A 17,181-nucleotide genomic window follows, 5' to 3' on the forward strand; every position below is an offset into this window, starting at 1 on the left:
TTTGGAAAATGGAGGCATACTGCTCTTCCAAGTCTATCCATGGAATCAGCTCTGCTTTTTTGACCCAACGATTTTCAGGATTCATGGTAAGCCCCACGGGCTGATTGAAGTCATCGAATGATAATTGAGTATTAGGCTGCTTTTTGTACACATCTATCGCTCCATTTCCTTGAAAAGTGCAAAGAATTTGATAGTGGTTCATTGAAATCCTTGCACTTATTATATCAAAAACCATGGACATTTACCGTAATATCAACATATTTGAATTATTCAGTACACACTAATTACGGAGGAATTCAGTTGATAATTGCAATCGTAACTCTCATTATTTTAATTTTATTAAATGGCTTTTTTGCCGCCTCAGAATTGGCTTTTGTCAACTTAAATGATAATAAAGTGAAACGAAAAGCAGACAATGGGGACAAAAAAGCTCAAAAATTACATGCTCTTATATCTAAACCCAGTTTGTTTTTGAGCACGATTCAAATTGGAATAACGCTCGCAGGTTTTCTTTCCAGTGCATTTGCTGCTGATTTTTTCGCTGGTCCTATGGCGGAATTATTATTTGATTTGGGTGTGCCCATTTCACTAGGTGCCCTTAATTCTATCTCAGTTGTTGTCATTACAATTATCTTGTCTTATTTTACGCTAGTATTTGGGGAGCTAGTTCCTAAGCAGTTAGCTATGCAAAAAGCGGAAGCAATAGCAAACATAGCTGTCGGTCCTGTGACTCTTCTAGCAAAAATCAGCTCACCCATTGTTAAATTTTTGAGTTTTTCAATCAGGATGATATTTAAAGTGTTTGGAGCGGATCCTAATGCAGAGAATGAAGAAGCCACTGAGGAAGATATTCGGATGCTCGTTGATTTAGGTCGGGAAAGAGGGACCATACATCCTGGAGAAAGAGTTATGATTGAAAATATCTTTGAATTTAATGATACAACAACTTCGAATATTTTAACTCATCGCACGGATATGATTGCCTTATCAACTACATTCGATTTGGATACGGTTTTATATTATGTCAATAAGTATCAGTTCACACGTTTTCCAGTTTATGACAATAACATCGATAATATTGTGGGTGTTTTACATGTAAAGGATTTATTTCAGCATATGAAAAAAGATAATGGCTCCTCATTTGCATTGATAGAGGTAATGAGAGCCCCCCATTTTGTTCAGGACTCTCAGACGATAGATAGATTGTTTGCCAGAATGCGGCAGAAAAAAACCCATTTAGCTATTGTCCTCGATGAATTTGGAGGAACGCAAGGAATGATCACGATTGAAGATGTCATCGAAGAAATCGTTGGAGAAATAACCAGTGAAAGTATGGAACCAGATATGTACGACGACGAAATCACACAGTTGTCATCTAATCAGTATAGAGTTATAGGTACTTACCGTTTACGTGATTTAGAACATACTTTGGATATAAGCTTTCCAACAGATGATTTTGATACGGTTAGAGGGTTTCTGATTAATGAACTGGGGCACGTCCCAACTGAAAATGAGTCAAAGAAAGTTATATATAAAAATATTACTTTTGTGATTGAAGGTATTGATGATAATTGGATAGAGACAGTTTTAATCACAAAAAATAATGACAAAGAAGTAGAAAAGCAGGAGCCGAATGAATAGGCAATAGTATAATGGAGGAGTTTAAAGAGATGGATGGAACAAAGCGTTCAAATGTTGAGTCAGGAAAAATAGTTGAGGTCGTACAAAAGCAAGATCAACGTTCAGGAAAACTGACTAAAGGTGTAGTAAAAGATATTCTAACGAATTCAAAATCGCATCATCACGGTATAAAAGTGAGGTTAGAAAGTGGTGTCGTAGGTCGAGTAAAGAAAATAATAGATTAAATAAACGAGCAAAGTATCTGTTTTATTAGAACAGGTACTTTTTTAGTATAAAATAATTTAAATAAGGAGATGTGTACATGACTATACATTATGAGATAACCCAAAAAGATTTTGTGAATTTTAACTTGTATTATATAGAAAACTCAAATACTCAAAGAAAAAATTATTTATCGGTACGCATCCTTATACCATTAGTGTTTTCTGTCTTACTGTTTATCATGGGGACCATACTTTTCAACCAACCAGTAATATACTGGACTATCATCAGTATGGGTATTTTTGGACTATGGTTTCTTTACTTTCCGAAACAATATCATAATCTGATCGCAAAAGAAGCTGAGAAAAAACTATCTAAAGGCTCTTTTAAGAATATGTTGGGTGAAAAAAATATGCATATTGATGAAGTTGCCATCACAATTACTGGAGATAAACAAAATGAAAAAGTGAAGGTAGAAGATATTGAAACGATTGAACAGTATAAAGATATGATCATCATTTATTATAGCGATAAACAAGTTATTATTGTACCCACTAGGAGTTTAAGCTGGGAAGAAATTCGAATAGTCTCAATCTTGAAATGAAATTTTATTTAAAAAACATATGTGCTTTTACCTGAAATTAATAAATATGAGGAGTATACTTGTTTGTATGGGGTGTTAATTGGATAAAGGTGAGTCAACAGCGCTAGAAAGAAGAGTATAAAATTATTTTTTCCAACATGATTTGATTATTCTATAAAACAGGAGTATTATTTTTGTAGTAAAAAATACGAATGAAAGGGAGGACATGATGGTTAATTCTGTTATAAATCAGCTTTTTAAAATCGAACAAGCAGCAAAAGATATGCAAAGTAGTATTGAGCAAAAAAAGGCAACATTACGAAAAAAATATCAAGAAAAAGAAGATTCATTTGATAGGGAAATCGATCAGGCAACACAACAACAGCTTAAAGAAATTCAAGAACAACTTAGTCAAAAAAATGTTAAAAACCGGAAAGAACAGAATAAATACTATGAAGCAGAAATCGAACATTTAGAAAAAGATTACCGACAGAAAAAAGAAGATATTGTAAATGATATCGTGGGACATATTTTAAAAGAGCGTGGTGATTGACTTGTTGAATGAATATAAAGCTATTACGACCAAAATACGAGGTATGCATGGAAAACTCTTGAAAAAGAAAGAGTATATAGAAATTTCGCATCTTGATTCAATTAGAGCGTTTGTTTCATATTTAAAGCAGAAGCCAGGATATAGCACTATTTTAAAAGATGTTGATGAGAACCATATTTATCGTAGTTATTTAGAGGGGCTTTTAAATTCTGCAGTCTATGAAGATTTTAATAAGTTATATCATTTTGCAAATTTTAGACAGCGTAATTTTTTGAAAATTTACGGTATTAATTATGAAGTAAATGTTTTGAAAAAATTTTTACGAAGAGCATTTGATATTTCTGAAATATACGAAGAAGTTAGTGAGGAGTATTTAGATTATCTAAATCGACACTCAAATATAAATGCAAAAGCACTAGAAGAGGTAAAGACGCTGCCTGAATTTAGAGAGTCCTTAAAAGGTAGTATGTATTATCAACCTATAAAACAATTAGACTCAGTAGAAAAACCCTCTTTATTTGATTATGAAACAACACTTGATACGTTCGCATTTACAACTATTTGGCGTGAAAAGAACAAGCTGTTGGAAAAAGATGAGGAAAAAATATTTGAGCGTATTTATGGAACTAAGTTTGATTTATTGAATATTATTTTTATTTATAGATATAAACGTTACTATAATTTGCCACCTGAACAAATTAACACCTTATTAATCCCTGTAAATTATCGTTTGAGTGACAATGAAATAAGCGCCTTACTTTCAGCTGAAGATTTAGAAGCCTTTTGGCGCGTTCTTAGGGGAACGAAATATGCTAAATATGTGAATGATTTGGACAGTGGATTAGAGCTTGAAAAATTATATGAAGATCTTCTGGATAAAATTATTCAAAGTAATGCTAAAAATGATCCTTATTCCATTGCTTCAATTTATAATTATCTACATGATAAAGAAGACGAAATTGACCTGTTGACAACAATTTTAGAAGCTATTCATTATGACAGGGGCCCCCTTGAAATTCAAAAAATTATAGGGATGAAAGAATAATATCAAAATAAGTTATGAAGGAGGATAAGTTTTGATAACTAAAATGAAGTTTTTGACGATTTCAGGACCGAAAAATGATATCGACCGTATGGTAGATCGCTATCTTTCTAATTATGAAATTCATCTGGAGAATGCTTTAACAGAACTTTATGGTGCAAAAACCTTACGCCCCTATACGAGTTCGAGTCCTTATAACGACTATATGGAACGTATTGATATGTTATTAGAGTATTTAGAAGAGAAAGAAGCTGAGTTACCAGAGCTAAAAGGCAAACTCCCATTTGAAACAGTTTGTCATTTAATTAAACAGTTGGAAAATGATACAAAACCTTACCATGAAAAGGTTCAGCAATATACAAAATTAAGGAATAACAAACAAGATTCGCTTAATTTAATTGAACCCTTTATTAATATAGATTTTCCAATAGAAAAAATTATTCATATGGAAAATATACGTTTTCGATTTGGACGTTTTACTAGTTCAAATTACTACAAATTCAAAAAATATGTCTATGATATTACACCATCTATATTTACGGAGGGCGTACAAGATGAAGAATATACCTATGGTGTTTATTTCACTCCGCAAAAGAGCTTAGCTCGGGTGGATGCTATGTTCACATCAATGAACTGGGAGCGAATCTTCATACCTGATGAATTTGAAGGAAAACCAAAAGACATCGTAAAACAGTTGAAAAAAGAATTAAGAGTACTTGAAAAGCATATTTCTGATAATGAGCGCATTGTTAAAAAGTTACTTTCACCATATAAAAACGCTCTATTAAAAGCAAAGCATAGATTAAATAACTTAAATAATAATTTCAATATTCGTAAATATGCTGCTTTAACACATGATGAATTTGTTCAAAAGGAGACGCGCTATCTTCTTAGAGGATGGCTGACAGAAGAGGCTGCCGAACAATTCGAGAGAGAAACAGAAAATGATTCCAATGTTATAGTCATCGTAGAGGATGAAGAAGACACAAAGGAACTAACACCACCAACAAGAATCCATAATTTCAGCATTTTTAAACCGTATGAATTGTTTGTAAAAATGTATGGAATGCCGAACTACAGAGAATTTGACCCTACAATCTTAGTGGCCATCACTTATTCATTACTTTTTGGAGCAATGTTTGGCGATATAGGACAGGGAAGTCTATTGGCTATCGGAGGATTTTTACTATATAAGTTAAAAGATATTGACTTAGGCGGTATAGTAGCGTTGGCTGGTGTGTTTTCAACAATTTTTGGGGTATTATACGGAAGCTTTTTTGGCTTTGAGGATATTATTGAACCGCTCTGGCTTCACCCCATGTCCGCTATGACAGAATTACCTTTCATTGGCACAATTAATACTGTATTTGTAGCAGCTGTTACATTTGGGATGTTTATGATAATCACAACCTTAATATTGAGTATAATCATTAAATGGAAAAATCATCAAAGCGCATTAGCCTTGTTTGATCGGAATGGTTTAGCAGGCCTTGCCTTTTACCTCTCACTCGTCACAGTTATATTTATTTTCATGAGTGGGAATCCAATTCCTGCCACACTTATTATGATTGTGATGTTTGGCTTACCATTACTTCTCATTGCTTTTGAAGAGCCCATCATGGAGAAATTGGAAAATCATGAATTAGAGACGGAAAGTAGTGTGGGAATGTTTTTAGTTCAAGCTTTCTTTGAACTTTTTGAGGTATTATTAAGTTATTTTTCCAACACGATATCTTTTGTACGTGTCGGGGCTTTTGCAGTTAGTCATGCTGCAATGATGCAAGTTTTACTTATGCTTGCCGGAGCTGCTGAAGGTGGGGAAATTAACTGGGTTGTTATCATACTTGGAAATCTCTTTGTTGCAGGATTAGAGGGACTTGTAGTAGGTATCCAAGTATTGCGTCTAGAATTCTATGAAATATTTAGTCATTTCTATAAAGGTGATGGGAGACCATTTACCAATATATTGCGTTAACATGTGTCAAAATATAAACGAATTAAAATTTGAAAGCGAGGAATTTAAACATGAGCACTATCATTAAAATCACTTTGGTCGCAACATTTATATTGGGGTTTGTACTCCCTTATGCTTACTACTTTTCTGGGAAAAAATCGCGTAGTCGATTTAAAAAAACGCTCGGGGTTAATGTGTTTTCAGTATTTAGCGGGATCATTATTTCTACAATTTTAGCTTATAATCCAGATTTTTTAGTATTTGGTGCTGAATTGGCTGAAACAACTGTTGCTGCTGAAGCGGCAAGTAGTGGATTGGCAACTGGATTAGGATATATTGCTGCGGCCTTAGTTACGGGCTTATCATGTATCGGTGGTGGTGTTGCTGTAGCCAGTACAGCATCGGCTGCTTTAGGAGCTATCAGTGAAGATAATTCGATATTTGGTCGTTCACTTATCTTTGTTGGTCTAGCTGAAGGGATTGCTCTTTACGGATTGATTATTTCATTCATGATCTTAGGGCAGCTATAAAATGGAAATGGTTTGTATTAGTGACAACATTAATACCACTACTGGAATGAGACTGGCGGGTGTAGAAGGTCTTGTTGTTCACGAAAAGGCAGAAGTAAAAGCTGCTTTAGAAAAGGCAGTAGCAAATAAAGAGAATGGCATTATTTTGTTGACAGAAAAGCTAGCCAAGGATTTTCCTGAAATCATATCTAATATAAGACTCAAGAATCAAGAAACATTACTGGTGGAGATACCAGATCGCCATGGTACTGGAAGACGATCAGACTTTATTACATCTTATATAAATGAAGCAATCGGAGTGAAAATATAATGGGTGAGGTGAAAAGATGGATATTGAAGAAAAAATAGATGTTTTTCGTGAAATGACTCTGGAAACTGCTGATGAAAGAGTAACAGACGAGCTGTCATCTTTTGAAAACTCATTAAAACAAACATTTGAAGAACATAAAAAAGAAAAGAAAAATAAAGCAAAAATTGATTTAGAGGCTGAAGCAGATAATTTAAGAAAAGAGAACAACAAGCATTTAGCTCAACTTCAATTAAAACAACAAAGAGATTTGCATAAAAAACAGCAGCAACTAAAAGATGAAGTGTTCACTCAATCCAGAGAACAGATCGAGGAATATATGCTATCGGAAGACTATATTGAACTTTTACGAAAACAATTACAAGATGCTTTAGATTTTGCTAAAGGAGAAGAAATCACTCTTTATATTGATCCGATTGATGAGAATAAAAAGCGTTTACTCGAAAAACAAATTAATCATCCGATCAGTATCTCTGAACGTCCATTTATTGGAGGTAGTAGAGGGGTTATACACTCAAGAAAGTTATTGATTGATAATTCTTTTCTTAAAAGATTTGAAGAAGTAGAGTCGAACTTCTCTTTTATTAAAGCAGAGGAGGAGAATGCTAAGTGAAACAATTAGGAACGATATATGGAATCAATGGTCCTATTGTATACGTGAAAGGTAGAACGCTCTTTCAAATGTCTGAAAAAGTTTTTGTTGGAAAAGAGAAACTCATTGGAGAGGTGATTACCTTAGACAATGAGCGTACGACAATTCAAGTTTATGAGGAAACATCGGGAATGAAGCCCGGAGAACCTGTATATTCCACAGGAAGTCCGGTCAGTGTTACCTTGGGCCCAGGTATTTTGAACAATATTTTTGACGGTATAGAAAGACCTTTAAAAACAATTGCAGAACTTTCTGGTGAGTATATACACAGGGGGGCTGATGTTAAACTTTTAGATACTGAAAAAAAATGGCCGGTTCACGTTACAGTTGAGGTCGGACAAGAGGTAATCGGAGGGACGATTATTGCAGAAGTACCTGAAACGAAAACAATACTTCACAAGTCTATGATTCCACCAGATATTGAAGGGCGTATTGTAGAAATTGTTGAAGATGGTGAGTATACTATCACCGAACCTATCGTTAAAGTCCAAAAGCTTGATGAATCTATTATTGAAATAAAGCTAGCCCAAGAGTGGCCTATAAGAAATCCTAGGCCAACTAAGAGCCGTTTTGAGAGCTCAATACCTCTCGTTACAGGCCAACGTGTTGTGGATTCACTCTTTCCTATTGCTAAAGGAGGTACAGCAGCGATACCTGGCGGTTTTGGTACAGGTAAAACAATGATGCAGCATCAGATTGCAAAATATTCAGATGCAGATATCATCATTTATATTGGTTGTGGCGAGCGAGGCAATGAGATGACTGAAGTATTGGAAGATTTTTCTGAGTTGATTGATCCAAAATCAGGAAACTCATTAATGGAACGAACGTCGTTGATTGCCAATACATCGAACATGCCAGTTGCTGCTCGTGAAGCATCAATATATACAGGAACAACTTTAGCAGAATACTATCGAGATATGGGATATGATGTTGCGATAATGGCTGACTCAACCTCTCGTTGGGCTGAAGCCTTACGTGAGTTGTCAGGACGACTGGAAGAGATGCCTGCTGAAGAAGGTTTTCCAGCATATCTGGCAAGTCGTATAGCCACTTTTTATGAAAGAGCAGGATTGATGCAGAACTTCAATGATACAGAGGGTTCTGTATCTATCATAGGCGCTGTATCTCCTCAAGGGGGGGATTTTTCAGAACCCGTTACACAAAACACAAAACGTTTTGTCCGTTGTTTTTGGGGACTAGATAAAGCCTTAGCACATGAACGTCATTATCCAGCAGTTAACTGGTTAGACAGCTATAGTGAGTACATTGGGGATCTAGCTGCTTGGTATAGAGACAATGTTTCACCAGATTTTGTCGATAATAGACGTCGAATAGTCGAAATACTTCATCAGGAAAGTTCTTTAATGGACGTCGTGAAATTAATTGGTAGTGATGTATTGCCAGATGACCAGAAGTTGACAATTGAAATTGGTCGCGTTATTCGACTTGGCTTCTTGCAGCAAAATGCCTTTCACTCTGAAGATACCTCTGTGCCTTTAAAGAAACAGGGAAAAATGATGGAAATTATTCTGTATTTACGCAAACGTTGTAAATCACTTATATCACATGGTATGCCAATGTCATTACTTCAACGTGAAGATATCTTCACTAAAATCATTGCGATAAAATATGATGTCCCAAATAATAAATTGGAAATGTTCGATCAATACAAAAACGATATTGACGAATTTTATACTAAAATTATGGAAAAAAATGCTTAAGGAGGGATTAAATGTCAATTGAATACTTAGGACTCGACTCAATTAACGGCCCTCTTGTAGTAATTGAAGGGGTACAGGATGCTGCGTATGACGAAATTGTAGAGTTTTCAGTTCACAGGACAGAGCAAAAACTTGGAAGAATTATCGAGGTATATGAAGATAAAGCTATCATACAAGTGTTTGAAGATACAACAAATATGTCGCTTGAAAACACACACACGAAACTAACAGGCCATTCAATGGAATTGCCCCTCGCTCCAGAAATGCTTGGTCGAACCTTTGATGGTATTGGTCGTCCTATTGATGGATTAGGGGAACTGAATTATGTCAGTAAAAGAGATATTAATGGTGATCCATTAAATCCAGTTAGACGTGAATTTCCTAGAAACTTTATTCAAACCGGACTCTCGGCAATCGATGCTTTGACTACATTGATACGTGGACAGAAACTTCCTATTTTTTCAGGAAATGGTTTACCCCATGATAAATTAGCTGCACAAATTGTCCGTCAGGCAAATTTAGGTAAAGAAAATAATGAAGACTTCGGAATCGTTTTTGCAGCTATGGGAGTTAAACATGACGTCGCTGATTTTTTCCGCCGTACATTTGAAGAAAGTGGTGTCATCGATCACGTTACTATGTTTTTAAATTTAGCAGATGACCCCGTGGTCGAACGATTGATTACACCGAAAGTAGCTCTCACAGCGGCAGAATTCTTAGCTTATGATTTGGGGAAACATATTTTAGTTATTTTAACTGATATGACCTCTTATTGTGAAGCCCTACGTGAAGTGTCTTCATCCAAACAAGAAATCCCTTCACGAAAAGGGTATCCAGGATACTTATACAGTGACTTAGCTTCTATGTATGAACGTGCTGGAATTGTTGACGGGAAACCAGGATCAGTAACTCAAATACCAATTTTAACAATGCCAAACGATGATATTACTCATCCTATTCCAGATTTAACTGGATATATTACTGAAGGACAAATTGTACTTGATAGAACACTGGCAGGAAAATCGGTTTATCCACCTATTAATATTTTACCTTCACTTTCGAGATTAATGAAAGGTGGAATTGGTGAAAAATATACACGGGAGGATCATCAAGCAGTGGCAGATCAACTCTTCGCTTCCTATTCAAAAGTTAATGACGCACGTTCTTTGGCTTCTGTTATAGGTGAAGATGAGCTTTCTGATACGGATAAAAGATATCTATCATTTGGAGAAAAAATGGAAAATGGGTTTATTGGTCAAGAACTTGACGAAAATCGAACAATATTAGAAACATTAAACCTGGCTTGGGATATGTTACACATCCTTCCACGTGAAGAGTTAAATCGTATTGATACAAAATTACTTGATAAGTACTTTGATGAGGATAGGTGAGTGAGATGGTAGATGATACTACTCCTACTAAAGGTAATTTGATGCAGATTACAAAATCGCTTAAATTATCTAATCAAGGATACAGTTTGATGGATCGCAAAAGGGTCATACTGGTCAATGAAATAATGTCTCTCGTTGATAAAGCAAATGATATACAGAAAGAAATTGACCAGACCTTCAAAGAGGCGTATGCAGCTTTAGAAAAGGCAAACATCGAATCAGGTATTCATTATGTCCAAGAAATTGCTGCTACTGTTCCAGTAGAAGACTCAATAAATATAAAAGTACGCAGTATTATGGGCACGGAAATACCTAAAGTTGAATTTGAAAAAAATAAAACAAAGCCGGCGTATGCTTTTTACAGTACGAGTACATCTTTAGATGAAGCTCGGCTTGCGTTTGAGAAGGTAAAAGAGCTAACCATAAAATTATCTGAAATCGAAAATTCGGCATATAGATTGGCAAATAATATCAAAAAAACACAAAAGCGTGCGAATGCATTGGAAAATATTTCCATACCACGTTTGAAAGCAGCAAAAAAAGAAATTGAAAATGCCTTGGAAGAAAAAGAAAGAGAAGAATTTACTCGATTAAAAGTTGTAAAAGAGAACATCAAAAAATAATTCATCCCCACAATATACTGGTAATAAATCACTAAGGAAATTAAAGTAGATTTATACAAAAATCCCTTCACTAATGGACAGAACGATACTGAAAACCTAGTGAAGGGTGTATAGTGGGAAAAAATAAGCAATTTAAAAAGTATCTGTCAATGGAAAGCAGATACTTTTTTTAGTATGGAATGACTACATTACTGCTGAGAGGATTATTTTAAAGCTAAGTATCCATTCACCAAAACGAGATTATAAGAGATGGAACCAACCAGCTTCTATCACAGAGAGCTGTTGCTTTAAGAAAGCCAGGGCGTTGTATGACGTGCAATGCTGTCTATATATTCTGGATTGACAACTTAAATCTCATAGTTGATCAGGTAAAACTACCCTAAATCATAATGATAGAGTATAATAACTAGAAATATGAATGAAAATAAATTAGGAATTAACTTCATTAGAAAAAGGGAGTGGACGTAAAGTTGAAACATAAAAAAACAGCATGGAAAAAATGGTTTGTAGGAATCGGGATTATCTTAATCTTATTAATTGCTTTTGGCTTTTTCTATCTAAGGTTAAATACGTATCAAGCATTACCAGAGGCTACTGTTTTGTTTGAAGATGAAACGGTTAAACAAGAGGAAGATTGGATTAGTGTAACACCTGATAACTTTTCTGATCAAATCGTTCTGTACTCAGGGGGCTTAGTTGAAACGGCTGCTTATTTACCTTTAGCCAAAGATTTAAGTAATGAAGGCTATCAAGTTTTCATCCCTGATATGCCACTGAATTTAGCTATTTTGAATACGGATATTATTGATGAAATAAAAGAGGCTAATCCCTCTGACAAAAGCTGGTGGCTGGCGGGTCATTCATTAGGCGGAGCCAGTGCGGCGATTTATGCCGATGATAAGGCTGATGAAATCGAAGGACTGATTTTGCTTGCCGCTTATCCGAGCGATGAGAATGATTTGTCAGAAACATCTTTAAGTGTGCTATCAATTATAGGTTCAAAAGATGGCGTCATGAATACCGAACAGTACGCCGAGACGAAAGATTTATTGCCTAATGAAACAACTTATACCGAAATCGTAGGGGGCAATCACTCAAACTTTGGAACCTACGGATTTCAAGAAGGTGATAGAAAGAGTGATTTGACCAATAATGAACAGCAGCATCAGATTGTGCAAGTGATCAATGACTTTATTATTGATCAAAATCAATGAAGTTTACCTTGAAAAGTTGTTTGTTTATCCTTCTCCCCGCATACCTCCCGCATTAATTATCCTAGCTTCCTTTAAGTTGAGATAAATCCTTGCTAAGTATAGCAGTGAAGTAATAAAATGATCATATTAAACAGAATGTATAAAATTCATGTTAACATATAAGGATACTGTGACTTAAAAGTCTATAATAAGGAGAGAAACACATGTCTAGAAAAAAATGGATTATGAAATCGGGAATAATTGCGAGTATATTGCTGCTGGGTGCGTGCACTGAATCTGATTTAGAGCATGAAGATGAGACCACACAAACAGAGTTAAAGCAAACAGAAAAGAAAGATACGAACCAAAATACGTCTACTAATGAAAACTCGGATGAAAAAAACAAGAGTACCTCAGAGGATAATGAAGAAGCTAATAATTCAAATGGGACTGCTGAAGATGAAGAAACGCATGAAATAGACCAAGAGAGCTTAGAAGTGGATGTGGAAAATCCCTCCAGCCTAGCTGTATTGGCAAATAAGAAGTATAGCCTTCCAGAAGATTACACTCCAGAAAATTTAAAAACAGTGGATGTCCCTACAGTTCTACCTAATCCTGAAATTAAGCAGATGAGAAAAGTAGCGGCTGAGGCTCTAAAAAATATGTTCGATGCAGCAGAAAAAGAAGATATAATACTCTACGCACGTTCAGGTTATCGATCCTATGACACACAAGTGCAACTATTTAAAAATTATGCAGCCAATCATGGAGAAGAAGCCGCAAATAAATACAGTGCAAGACCAGGAGAGAGCGAGCATCAGACAGGACTTGTAATGGATGTAACGAGCGAAAGTGTGAATTTGCAAATTACATCTGACTTTGGTGAAACGAAAGAGGGGAAATGGGTTAAAGAGAATGCCCATAACTATGGATTTATCATAAGATACCCTGAAGGGAAGTCTGATATTACTGGATATGTATATGAACCATGGCATTTACGCTTTTTAGGTAAAGAACTTGCAAATCAGGTATTTGATAGTGACTTGACTTATGAAGAGTATCTGATTGAGAAAGGAGTAGACATTGAAATTCAATAATAAAAAAAAGAATAAACCTACTGGACTGATCATTACAATTAGTGTTTTAATCATTTTACTTGTAGGCGCGGGCGCATTTGTTTTGGCTGATCAATTTTTTACCAATGAAAAAGAAACCGTTGAAACAAATGATAAGACAGAAACAGTTGAAAAAGCAGAACAAGAACAGAAAAATGACAACAATGCGACTGAAAAGGCTGAAGATAATAACGAGAAGCAAGATATTGTTGAGGAAACTTTTATTGATATTCAAATATCTGCTGTAGGTGATGTTATGGCACATACGAACCAGTTAGTTGCAGCGCGTAACAATCCAGAAGGCGCCTATAACTTTGAGTCTGTTTTTGATGATGTAAAACCCTATATAGAGAACGCAGATTTAGCTCTAGCAAACTTGGAAACGACACTAGCAGGTGAATCAATAGAGTATAGTGGCTACCCACTTTTTAATGCGCCGGATGCATTGGCAGATGCCCTTTTATATGCTGGCTTTGATACAATCGTAACGGCAAATAATCATAGCCTAGATACACGAGCAGAGGGATTGAGAAGAACAGCAGAAGTAATTGAAGAAAAAGGGATGGATGCTGTTGGAACGTATAAATCAGCATCAGAATCCGATCAACGATTTTTAATTAAAGACGTTAAGGGTATTAAAGTAGCCATTATGGGTTATACTGAACACTTGAATGGCTTAGATTCTCAGTATTCCGCTGAAGAAATTGATTCCATGGTCAATACGATTGACGAAGAACAGATGACCACTGATATTGAAGCGATTAAAGCTCAAAATCCAGATATTATTGTTGCCTACATGCACTGGGGAGAAGAATATACACGTGATCCAAATACAGTACAGAAAAAAAATGCTGAATTTCTGGCTAGTCAGGGTGTAGATATTATTTTTGGTAGTCATCCTCATGTCATTCATGAAGCAGAGTATATTAAATCAGAAGCTAATGAAACGTTCGTTTCTTATTCGATGGGGAATTTTGTATCTAACCAGCGCACAGAAACGCTTGGAGAGGGTATGGCGCCTACCGAAGATGGTGTTATCGTAAACGTTGATGTAGAAAAAAATGAGCAAACAGGTGAAACGAGAGTCAAAAATGTGTCTTTTGTTCCAACATGGGTATATCGTCACAGTGATACGAATAGTGCACCTTACACGTATAAAATTCTACCAATAGAAAAGGCATTGGAAGATGAAAATGTTTCAGAAAAATATAAAGAACGTATGAAAAAATCATACCAAGAAACGGTTGATAGGATCAATATGCCTTCATCTAATTCAAAGGAATGAGTTGTAAAGATAAGTATAAATAACAATTTATAAAAAGTGTAGGTGAAATTTATTTTATTTGAAAATGAAGTTAAATTTGTTATTCTAGCATTTATTACAGGAATGAACCTTTACACTCTTCTCTTATTTAATAGTGATAAACGTCGAGCGATTAAAGGAAGCTATCGTATTTCTGAGAAAAAGCTGCTTACTAGTGCATTTCTTTTAGGAGGAATAGGCGCATGGTTAGGCATGGTTCTTTTTAGACATAAAACTAAACACTTAATTTTTCGCATAAGTCTCCCTTTCTCAATGCTAATAACTGTTTTAGTCATCTATGGAACAATTAAAATATAAAAAAAGATTCAGCCTGAGAAACTTATGTACAGGCTGAATCTTTTTTTGTTTAAGTTGAAATAACCTTTACCATTGAGAGAGATTAATCACTTTTTCTTCCAGTAACCATATTCCATATAAATACAACGAGAGCAATAACAAGAAGCACATGAACTATTGCACCGCCGATTTCAAAGACCAGTCCTAAAATCCAAAAAAGAAGCAATAAGCCTATTAAAGTCCATAACATTATATAACCTCCTAAAATATTATTAAGTTAATTATAGCAGATGTATATGATCTGGTTGAGCGATAAGCCTTGGAAAAAAGTTCATAAAAGTCGCCTGAGTTTCCATAGAATGCTAAACTGAAAGTAAGAACAAGCTGTAGGAAGGGAGAGTGAAACCATGAAGATAGGTTACGCATGCATTGTAAAAGGTGTGCCAGGATTAAAATATAAAACATGCCGGAAGAAAAATGCAACAAAAGAAAAATTAATGTCCTTGATTGAACATAACTTAATGACCCTGGAAAAGATGATGGATTATAACTATGAACAGGGGATAAAACTTTTCAGGATAAGTTCAGATATTATTCCCTTTGGATCTGATTTTGAGGTGAATGATTTAGATTGGGTGACCTTATTTGAACCTTTGTTTAATAAAATTGGATGTAAAATTAATCAGTATAATATACGCGTATCAATGCATCCAGGTCAATATACTGTTTTGAATTCCCCTAGACAAGATGTAGTCGATCGTGCGCTAAATGATTTAAAATACCATACGTTATTTTTAGATTCCTTGGGCGTCCAACAAGAGAGTAAAATAATCCTACACGTGGGAGGGGTATACAATGATAAGCCACTTGCTATTGAGAAGTTTGTAAGTGTTTATAAACAGCTTGATAAAAACATAAAGAAGCGATTGGTTATCGAAAATGATGACGTTTCATACACAATTAAAGATGTTTTAGAATTAAGTAGTCGTATTGACATACCTGTGGTGTATGATAATTTACACTATCGCTTAAATAATGATGGTAATATTCACCCAGATTCATACTGGATTAGTAAAGCAAAATGTACATGGGGGGGAAAAGGATGGTCGTGCAAAAGTCCATTATTCACAGCAACAGATAGATGCTAGAGAAGGTTCCCATTCAAAATACATTCGAATTAATGACTTTATGCGATATTTTGAAGATGTTAAAGAATGTCATGTGGATATCATGTTAGAGGTTAAAGATAAAAATTTATCCGTTAAAAAGTGTCAATTAGCAACATCGAAAGAGAAAAATATAAAATCATTGGAAAATGAATGGGCGCGGTATAAATACACAGTTTTAGAGCGTTCTCCAGCAATTTATCAGGATATAAAGGATTTATTGAAAGATAAAACAGCTTATCCAGTTATTCAATTTTATCAATTAATAGAATCTGCTCTTGATGAAGAAATTGAGATTAATAAGGCGATAAATAGCTTGGATCATGTTTGGGGCTACTTTAATAAAAAAGCTACACCCAAAGAGCAACAACGCTATCAAAAATATAAATCTGAATTAGAAAGCAAGCCAGAAAAACTAGATAATATTAAGCGTTTTTTATCTAAATTAGCGATTAAATATAAAGTAGATTATTTAAATCATTCTTTATTCTTTGAATTTTAAAACAAAAGGAGACGTTGATATGACTAAGAAAAAAAGATTTAGCATAATATATAGCCTGAATAATTCATAGCTCTAATTTAAAGCTGTTTTCTTGAATAAATTGCCTATTTTTATATTAGGAAGATACTTTCTTCTAAAATATTGTGTTTTCGAACAGGATTCTTAGGGAAGAAGGACCTATTAAAAATCCTTTGTCTATTTAAGGGCAGGCTGATCCCTTGAAATAATCAGTTAAAACTTTATGCGATAACTCCTCTAAATACATTGTCTGGATCGCCGTAGGCGTTCGAAAACCTTATAAAATTCGGTTTGATACACATGATAACTCGACAGTTTGAGATAGACTTGTCTGCCTGTTTTAACGAGTTTGCCGGCAACTTTGAGCAATGTCAATCGTATAGAAT

20 protein-coding genes and 1 pseudogene are annotated in these 17,181 nt (G+C 34.9%); 18 read left to right on the forward strand and 3 right to left on the reverse strand.

Going from position 1 to position 17,181, the window contains the following annotated elements:
* Window positions 1-151 (reverse strand): annotated as a pseudogene (locus tag BMX83_RS10785) (IS5/IS1182 family transposase); the annotation flags it as partial.
* Between the two features lie 149 nt (window positions 152-300).
* On the opposite strand from BMX83_RS10785, the gene BMX83_RS08675 reads away from it, so the two are divergent.
* From BMX83_RS08675 to BMX83_RS11150, 16 genes are all read left to right on the forward strand, one after another.
* Window positions 301-1,641 carry a hemolysin family protein gene (locus BMX83_RS08675; protein ID WP_091636043.1) on the forward strand — a complete coding sequence of 447 codons (1,341 nt, stop codon included), beginning with the start codon at window positions 301-303 and terminating at the stop codon, window positions 1,639-1,641.
* A 29-nt stretch (window positions 1,642-1,670) separates the two neighbouring features.
* Window positions 1,671-1,865, forward strand: coding sequence for a YwbE family protein (locus tag BMX83_RS08680; protein ID WP_091636046.1), 195 nt, complete (start codon window positions 1,671-1,673; stop codon window positions 1,863-1,865).
* 77 nt (window positions 1,866-1,942) lie between these two features.
* Window positions 1,943-2,446: a YcxB family protein gene (locus BMX83_RS08685; RefSeq protein ID WP_091636048.1), complete on the forward strand. Its 504-nt coding sequence runs from the start codon at window positions 1,943-1,945 to the stop codon at window positions 2,444-2,446.
* A 208-nt stretch (window positions 2,447-2,654) separates the two neighbouring features.
* Entirely contained in the window at window positions 2,655-2,978 is a 324-nt protein-coding gene (locus BMX83_RS08690; protein WP_091636051.1) for a hypothetical protein, read from the forward strand.
* A gap of 4 nt (window positions 2,979-2,982) precedes the next feature.
* On the forward strand, window positions 2,983-4,023 hold the full coding sequence (locus tag BMX83_RS08695) for a V0D/AC39 family V-type ATPase subunit (RefSeq protein ID WP_143059516.1): 1,041 nt from the start codon (window positions 2,983-2,985) through the stop codon (window positions 4,021-4,023).
* A gap of 31 nt (window positions 4,024-4,054) precedes the next feature.
* On the forward strand, window positions 4,055-5,995 hold the full coding sequence (locus BMX83_RS08700; RefSeq protein ID WP_091636056.1) for a V-type ATP synthase subunit I: 1,941 nt from the start codon (window positions 4,055-4,057) through the stop codon (window positions 5,993-5,995).
* A gap of 50 nt (window positions 5,996-6,045) precedes the next feature.
* Window positions 6,046-6,504, forward strand: a complete 459-nt coding sequence (locus BMX83_RS08705; protein WP_091636059.1) for an ATP synthase subunit C — start codon at window positions 6,046-6,048, stop codon at window positions 6,502-6,504.
* 1 nt (window position 6,505) lies between these two features.
* Entirely contained in the window at window positions 6,506-6,814 is a 309-nt protein-coding gene (locus BMX83_RS08710) for a V-type ATP synthase subunit F (protein WP_091636061.1), read from the forward strand.
* Between the two features lie 16 nt (window positions 6,815-6,830).
* On the forward strand, window positions 6,831-7,424 hold the full coding sequence (locus tag BMX83_RS08715; protein ID WP_091636064.1) for a hypothetical protein: 594 nt from the start codon (window positions 6,831-6,833) through the stop codon (window positions 7,422-7,424).
* Entirely contained in the window at window positions 7,421-9,187 is a 1,767-nt protein-coding gene (locus tag BMX83_RS08720; protein ID WP_091636067.1) for a V-type ATP synthase subunit A, read from the forward strand. Before BMX83_RS08715 ends, BMX83_RS08720 begins: the two co-directional genes overlap by 4 nt.
* An 11-nt stretch (window positions 9,188-9,198) precedes the next feature.
* Window positions 9,199-10,578 carry a V-type ATP synthase subunit B gene (locus BMX83_RS08725; RefSeq protein ID WP_091636069.1) on the forward strand — a complete coding sequence of 460 codons (1,380 nt, stop codon included), beginning with the start codon at window positions 9,199-9,201 and terminating at the stop codon, window positions 10,576-10,578.
* A 5-nt stretch (window positions 10,579-10,583) separates the two neighbouring features.
* The gene (locus BMX83_RS08730) at window positions 10,584-11,201 is read left to right on the forward strand and encodes a V-type ATP synthase subunit D (RefSeq protein ID WP_091636072.1); all 618 of its coding nucleotides are present in this window, start codon (window positions 10,584-10,586) and stop codon (window positions 11,199-11,201) included.
* Between the two features lie 470 nt (window positions 11,202-11,671).
* On the forward strand, window positions 11,672-12,415 hold the full coding sequence (locus tag BMX83_RS08735) for an alpha/beta family hydrolase (protein WP_177170554.1): 744 nt from the start codon (window positions 11,672-11,674) through the stop codon (window positions 12,413-12,415).
* Window positions 12,416-12,618: 203 nt separating this feature from the next.
* Window positions 12,619-13,491 (forward strand): M15 family metallopeptidase, encoded by an 873-nt coding sequence (locus BMX83_RS08740; protein ID WP_218141936.1) that lies wholly within the window; start codon window positions 12,619-12,621, stop codon window positions 13,489-13,491.
* Window positions 13,478-14,794, forward strand: a complete 1,317-nt coding sequence (locus tag BMX83_RS08745) for a CapA family protein (RefSeq protein ID WP_091636078.1) — start codon at window positions 13,478-13,480, stop codon at window positions 14,792-14,794. The genes BMX83_RS08740 and BMX83_RS08745 overlap by 14 nt, the downstream gene beginning before the upstream one ends.
* Window positions 14,795-14,896: 102 nt before the next feature.
* Entirely contained in the window at window positions 14,897-15,130 is a 234-nt protein-coding gene (locus BMX83_RS11150) for a DUF1294 domain-containing protein (RefSeq protein WP_091636083.1), read from the forward strand.
* A gap of 82 nt (window positions 15,131-15,212) precedes the next feature.
* Here BMX83_RS11150 and BMX83_RS10790 read toward each other — a convergent pair whose 3' ends face one another.
* On the reverse strand, window positions 15,213-15,359 hold the full coding sequence (locus BMX83_RS10790) for a lmo0937 family membrane protein (RefSeq protein WP_143059517.1): 147 nt from the start codon (window positions 15,357-15,359) through the stop codon (window positions 15,213-15,215).
* 157 nt (window positions 15,360-15,516) lie between these two features.
* Between BMX83_RS10790 and uvsE the strand changes: the two genes are divergently transcribed.
* Together uvsE and BMX83_RS11005 are read left to right on the forward strand one after the other, a co-directional pair.
* On the forward strand, window positions 15,517-16,257 hold the full coding sequence (gene uvsE, locus BMX83_RS11000; protein WP_218141937.1) for a UV DNA damage repair endonuclease UvsE: 741 nt from the start codon (window positions 15,517-15,519) through the stop codon (window positions 16,255-16,257).
* Between the two features lie 82 nt (window positions 16,258-16,339).
* Window positions 16,340-16,777, forward strand: a complete 438-nt coding sequence (locus tag BMX83_RS11005) for a DUF1722 domain-containing protein (RefSeq protein WP_218141938.1) — start codon at window positions 16,340-16,342, stop codon at window positions 16,775-16,777.
* A 255-nt stretch (window positions 16,778-17,032) separates the two neighbouring features.
* Here BMX83_RS11005 and BMX83_RS08760 read toward each other — a convergent pair.
* Window positions 17,033-17,181: transposase (locus BMX83_RS08760; protein ID WP_177170555.1), on the reverse strand; the 149-nt coding region annotated here is incomplete at its 5' end.

Source organism: Alkalibacterium gilvum (assembly GCF_900109085.1).
GTDB lineage: Bacteria > Bacillota > Bacilli > Lactobacillales > Carnobacteriaceae_A > Alkalibacterium > Alkalibacterium gilvum.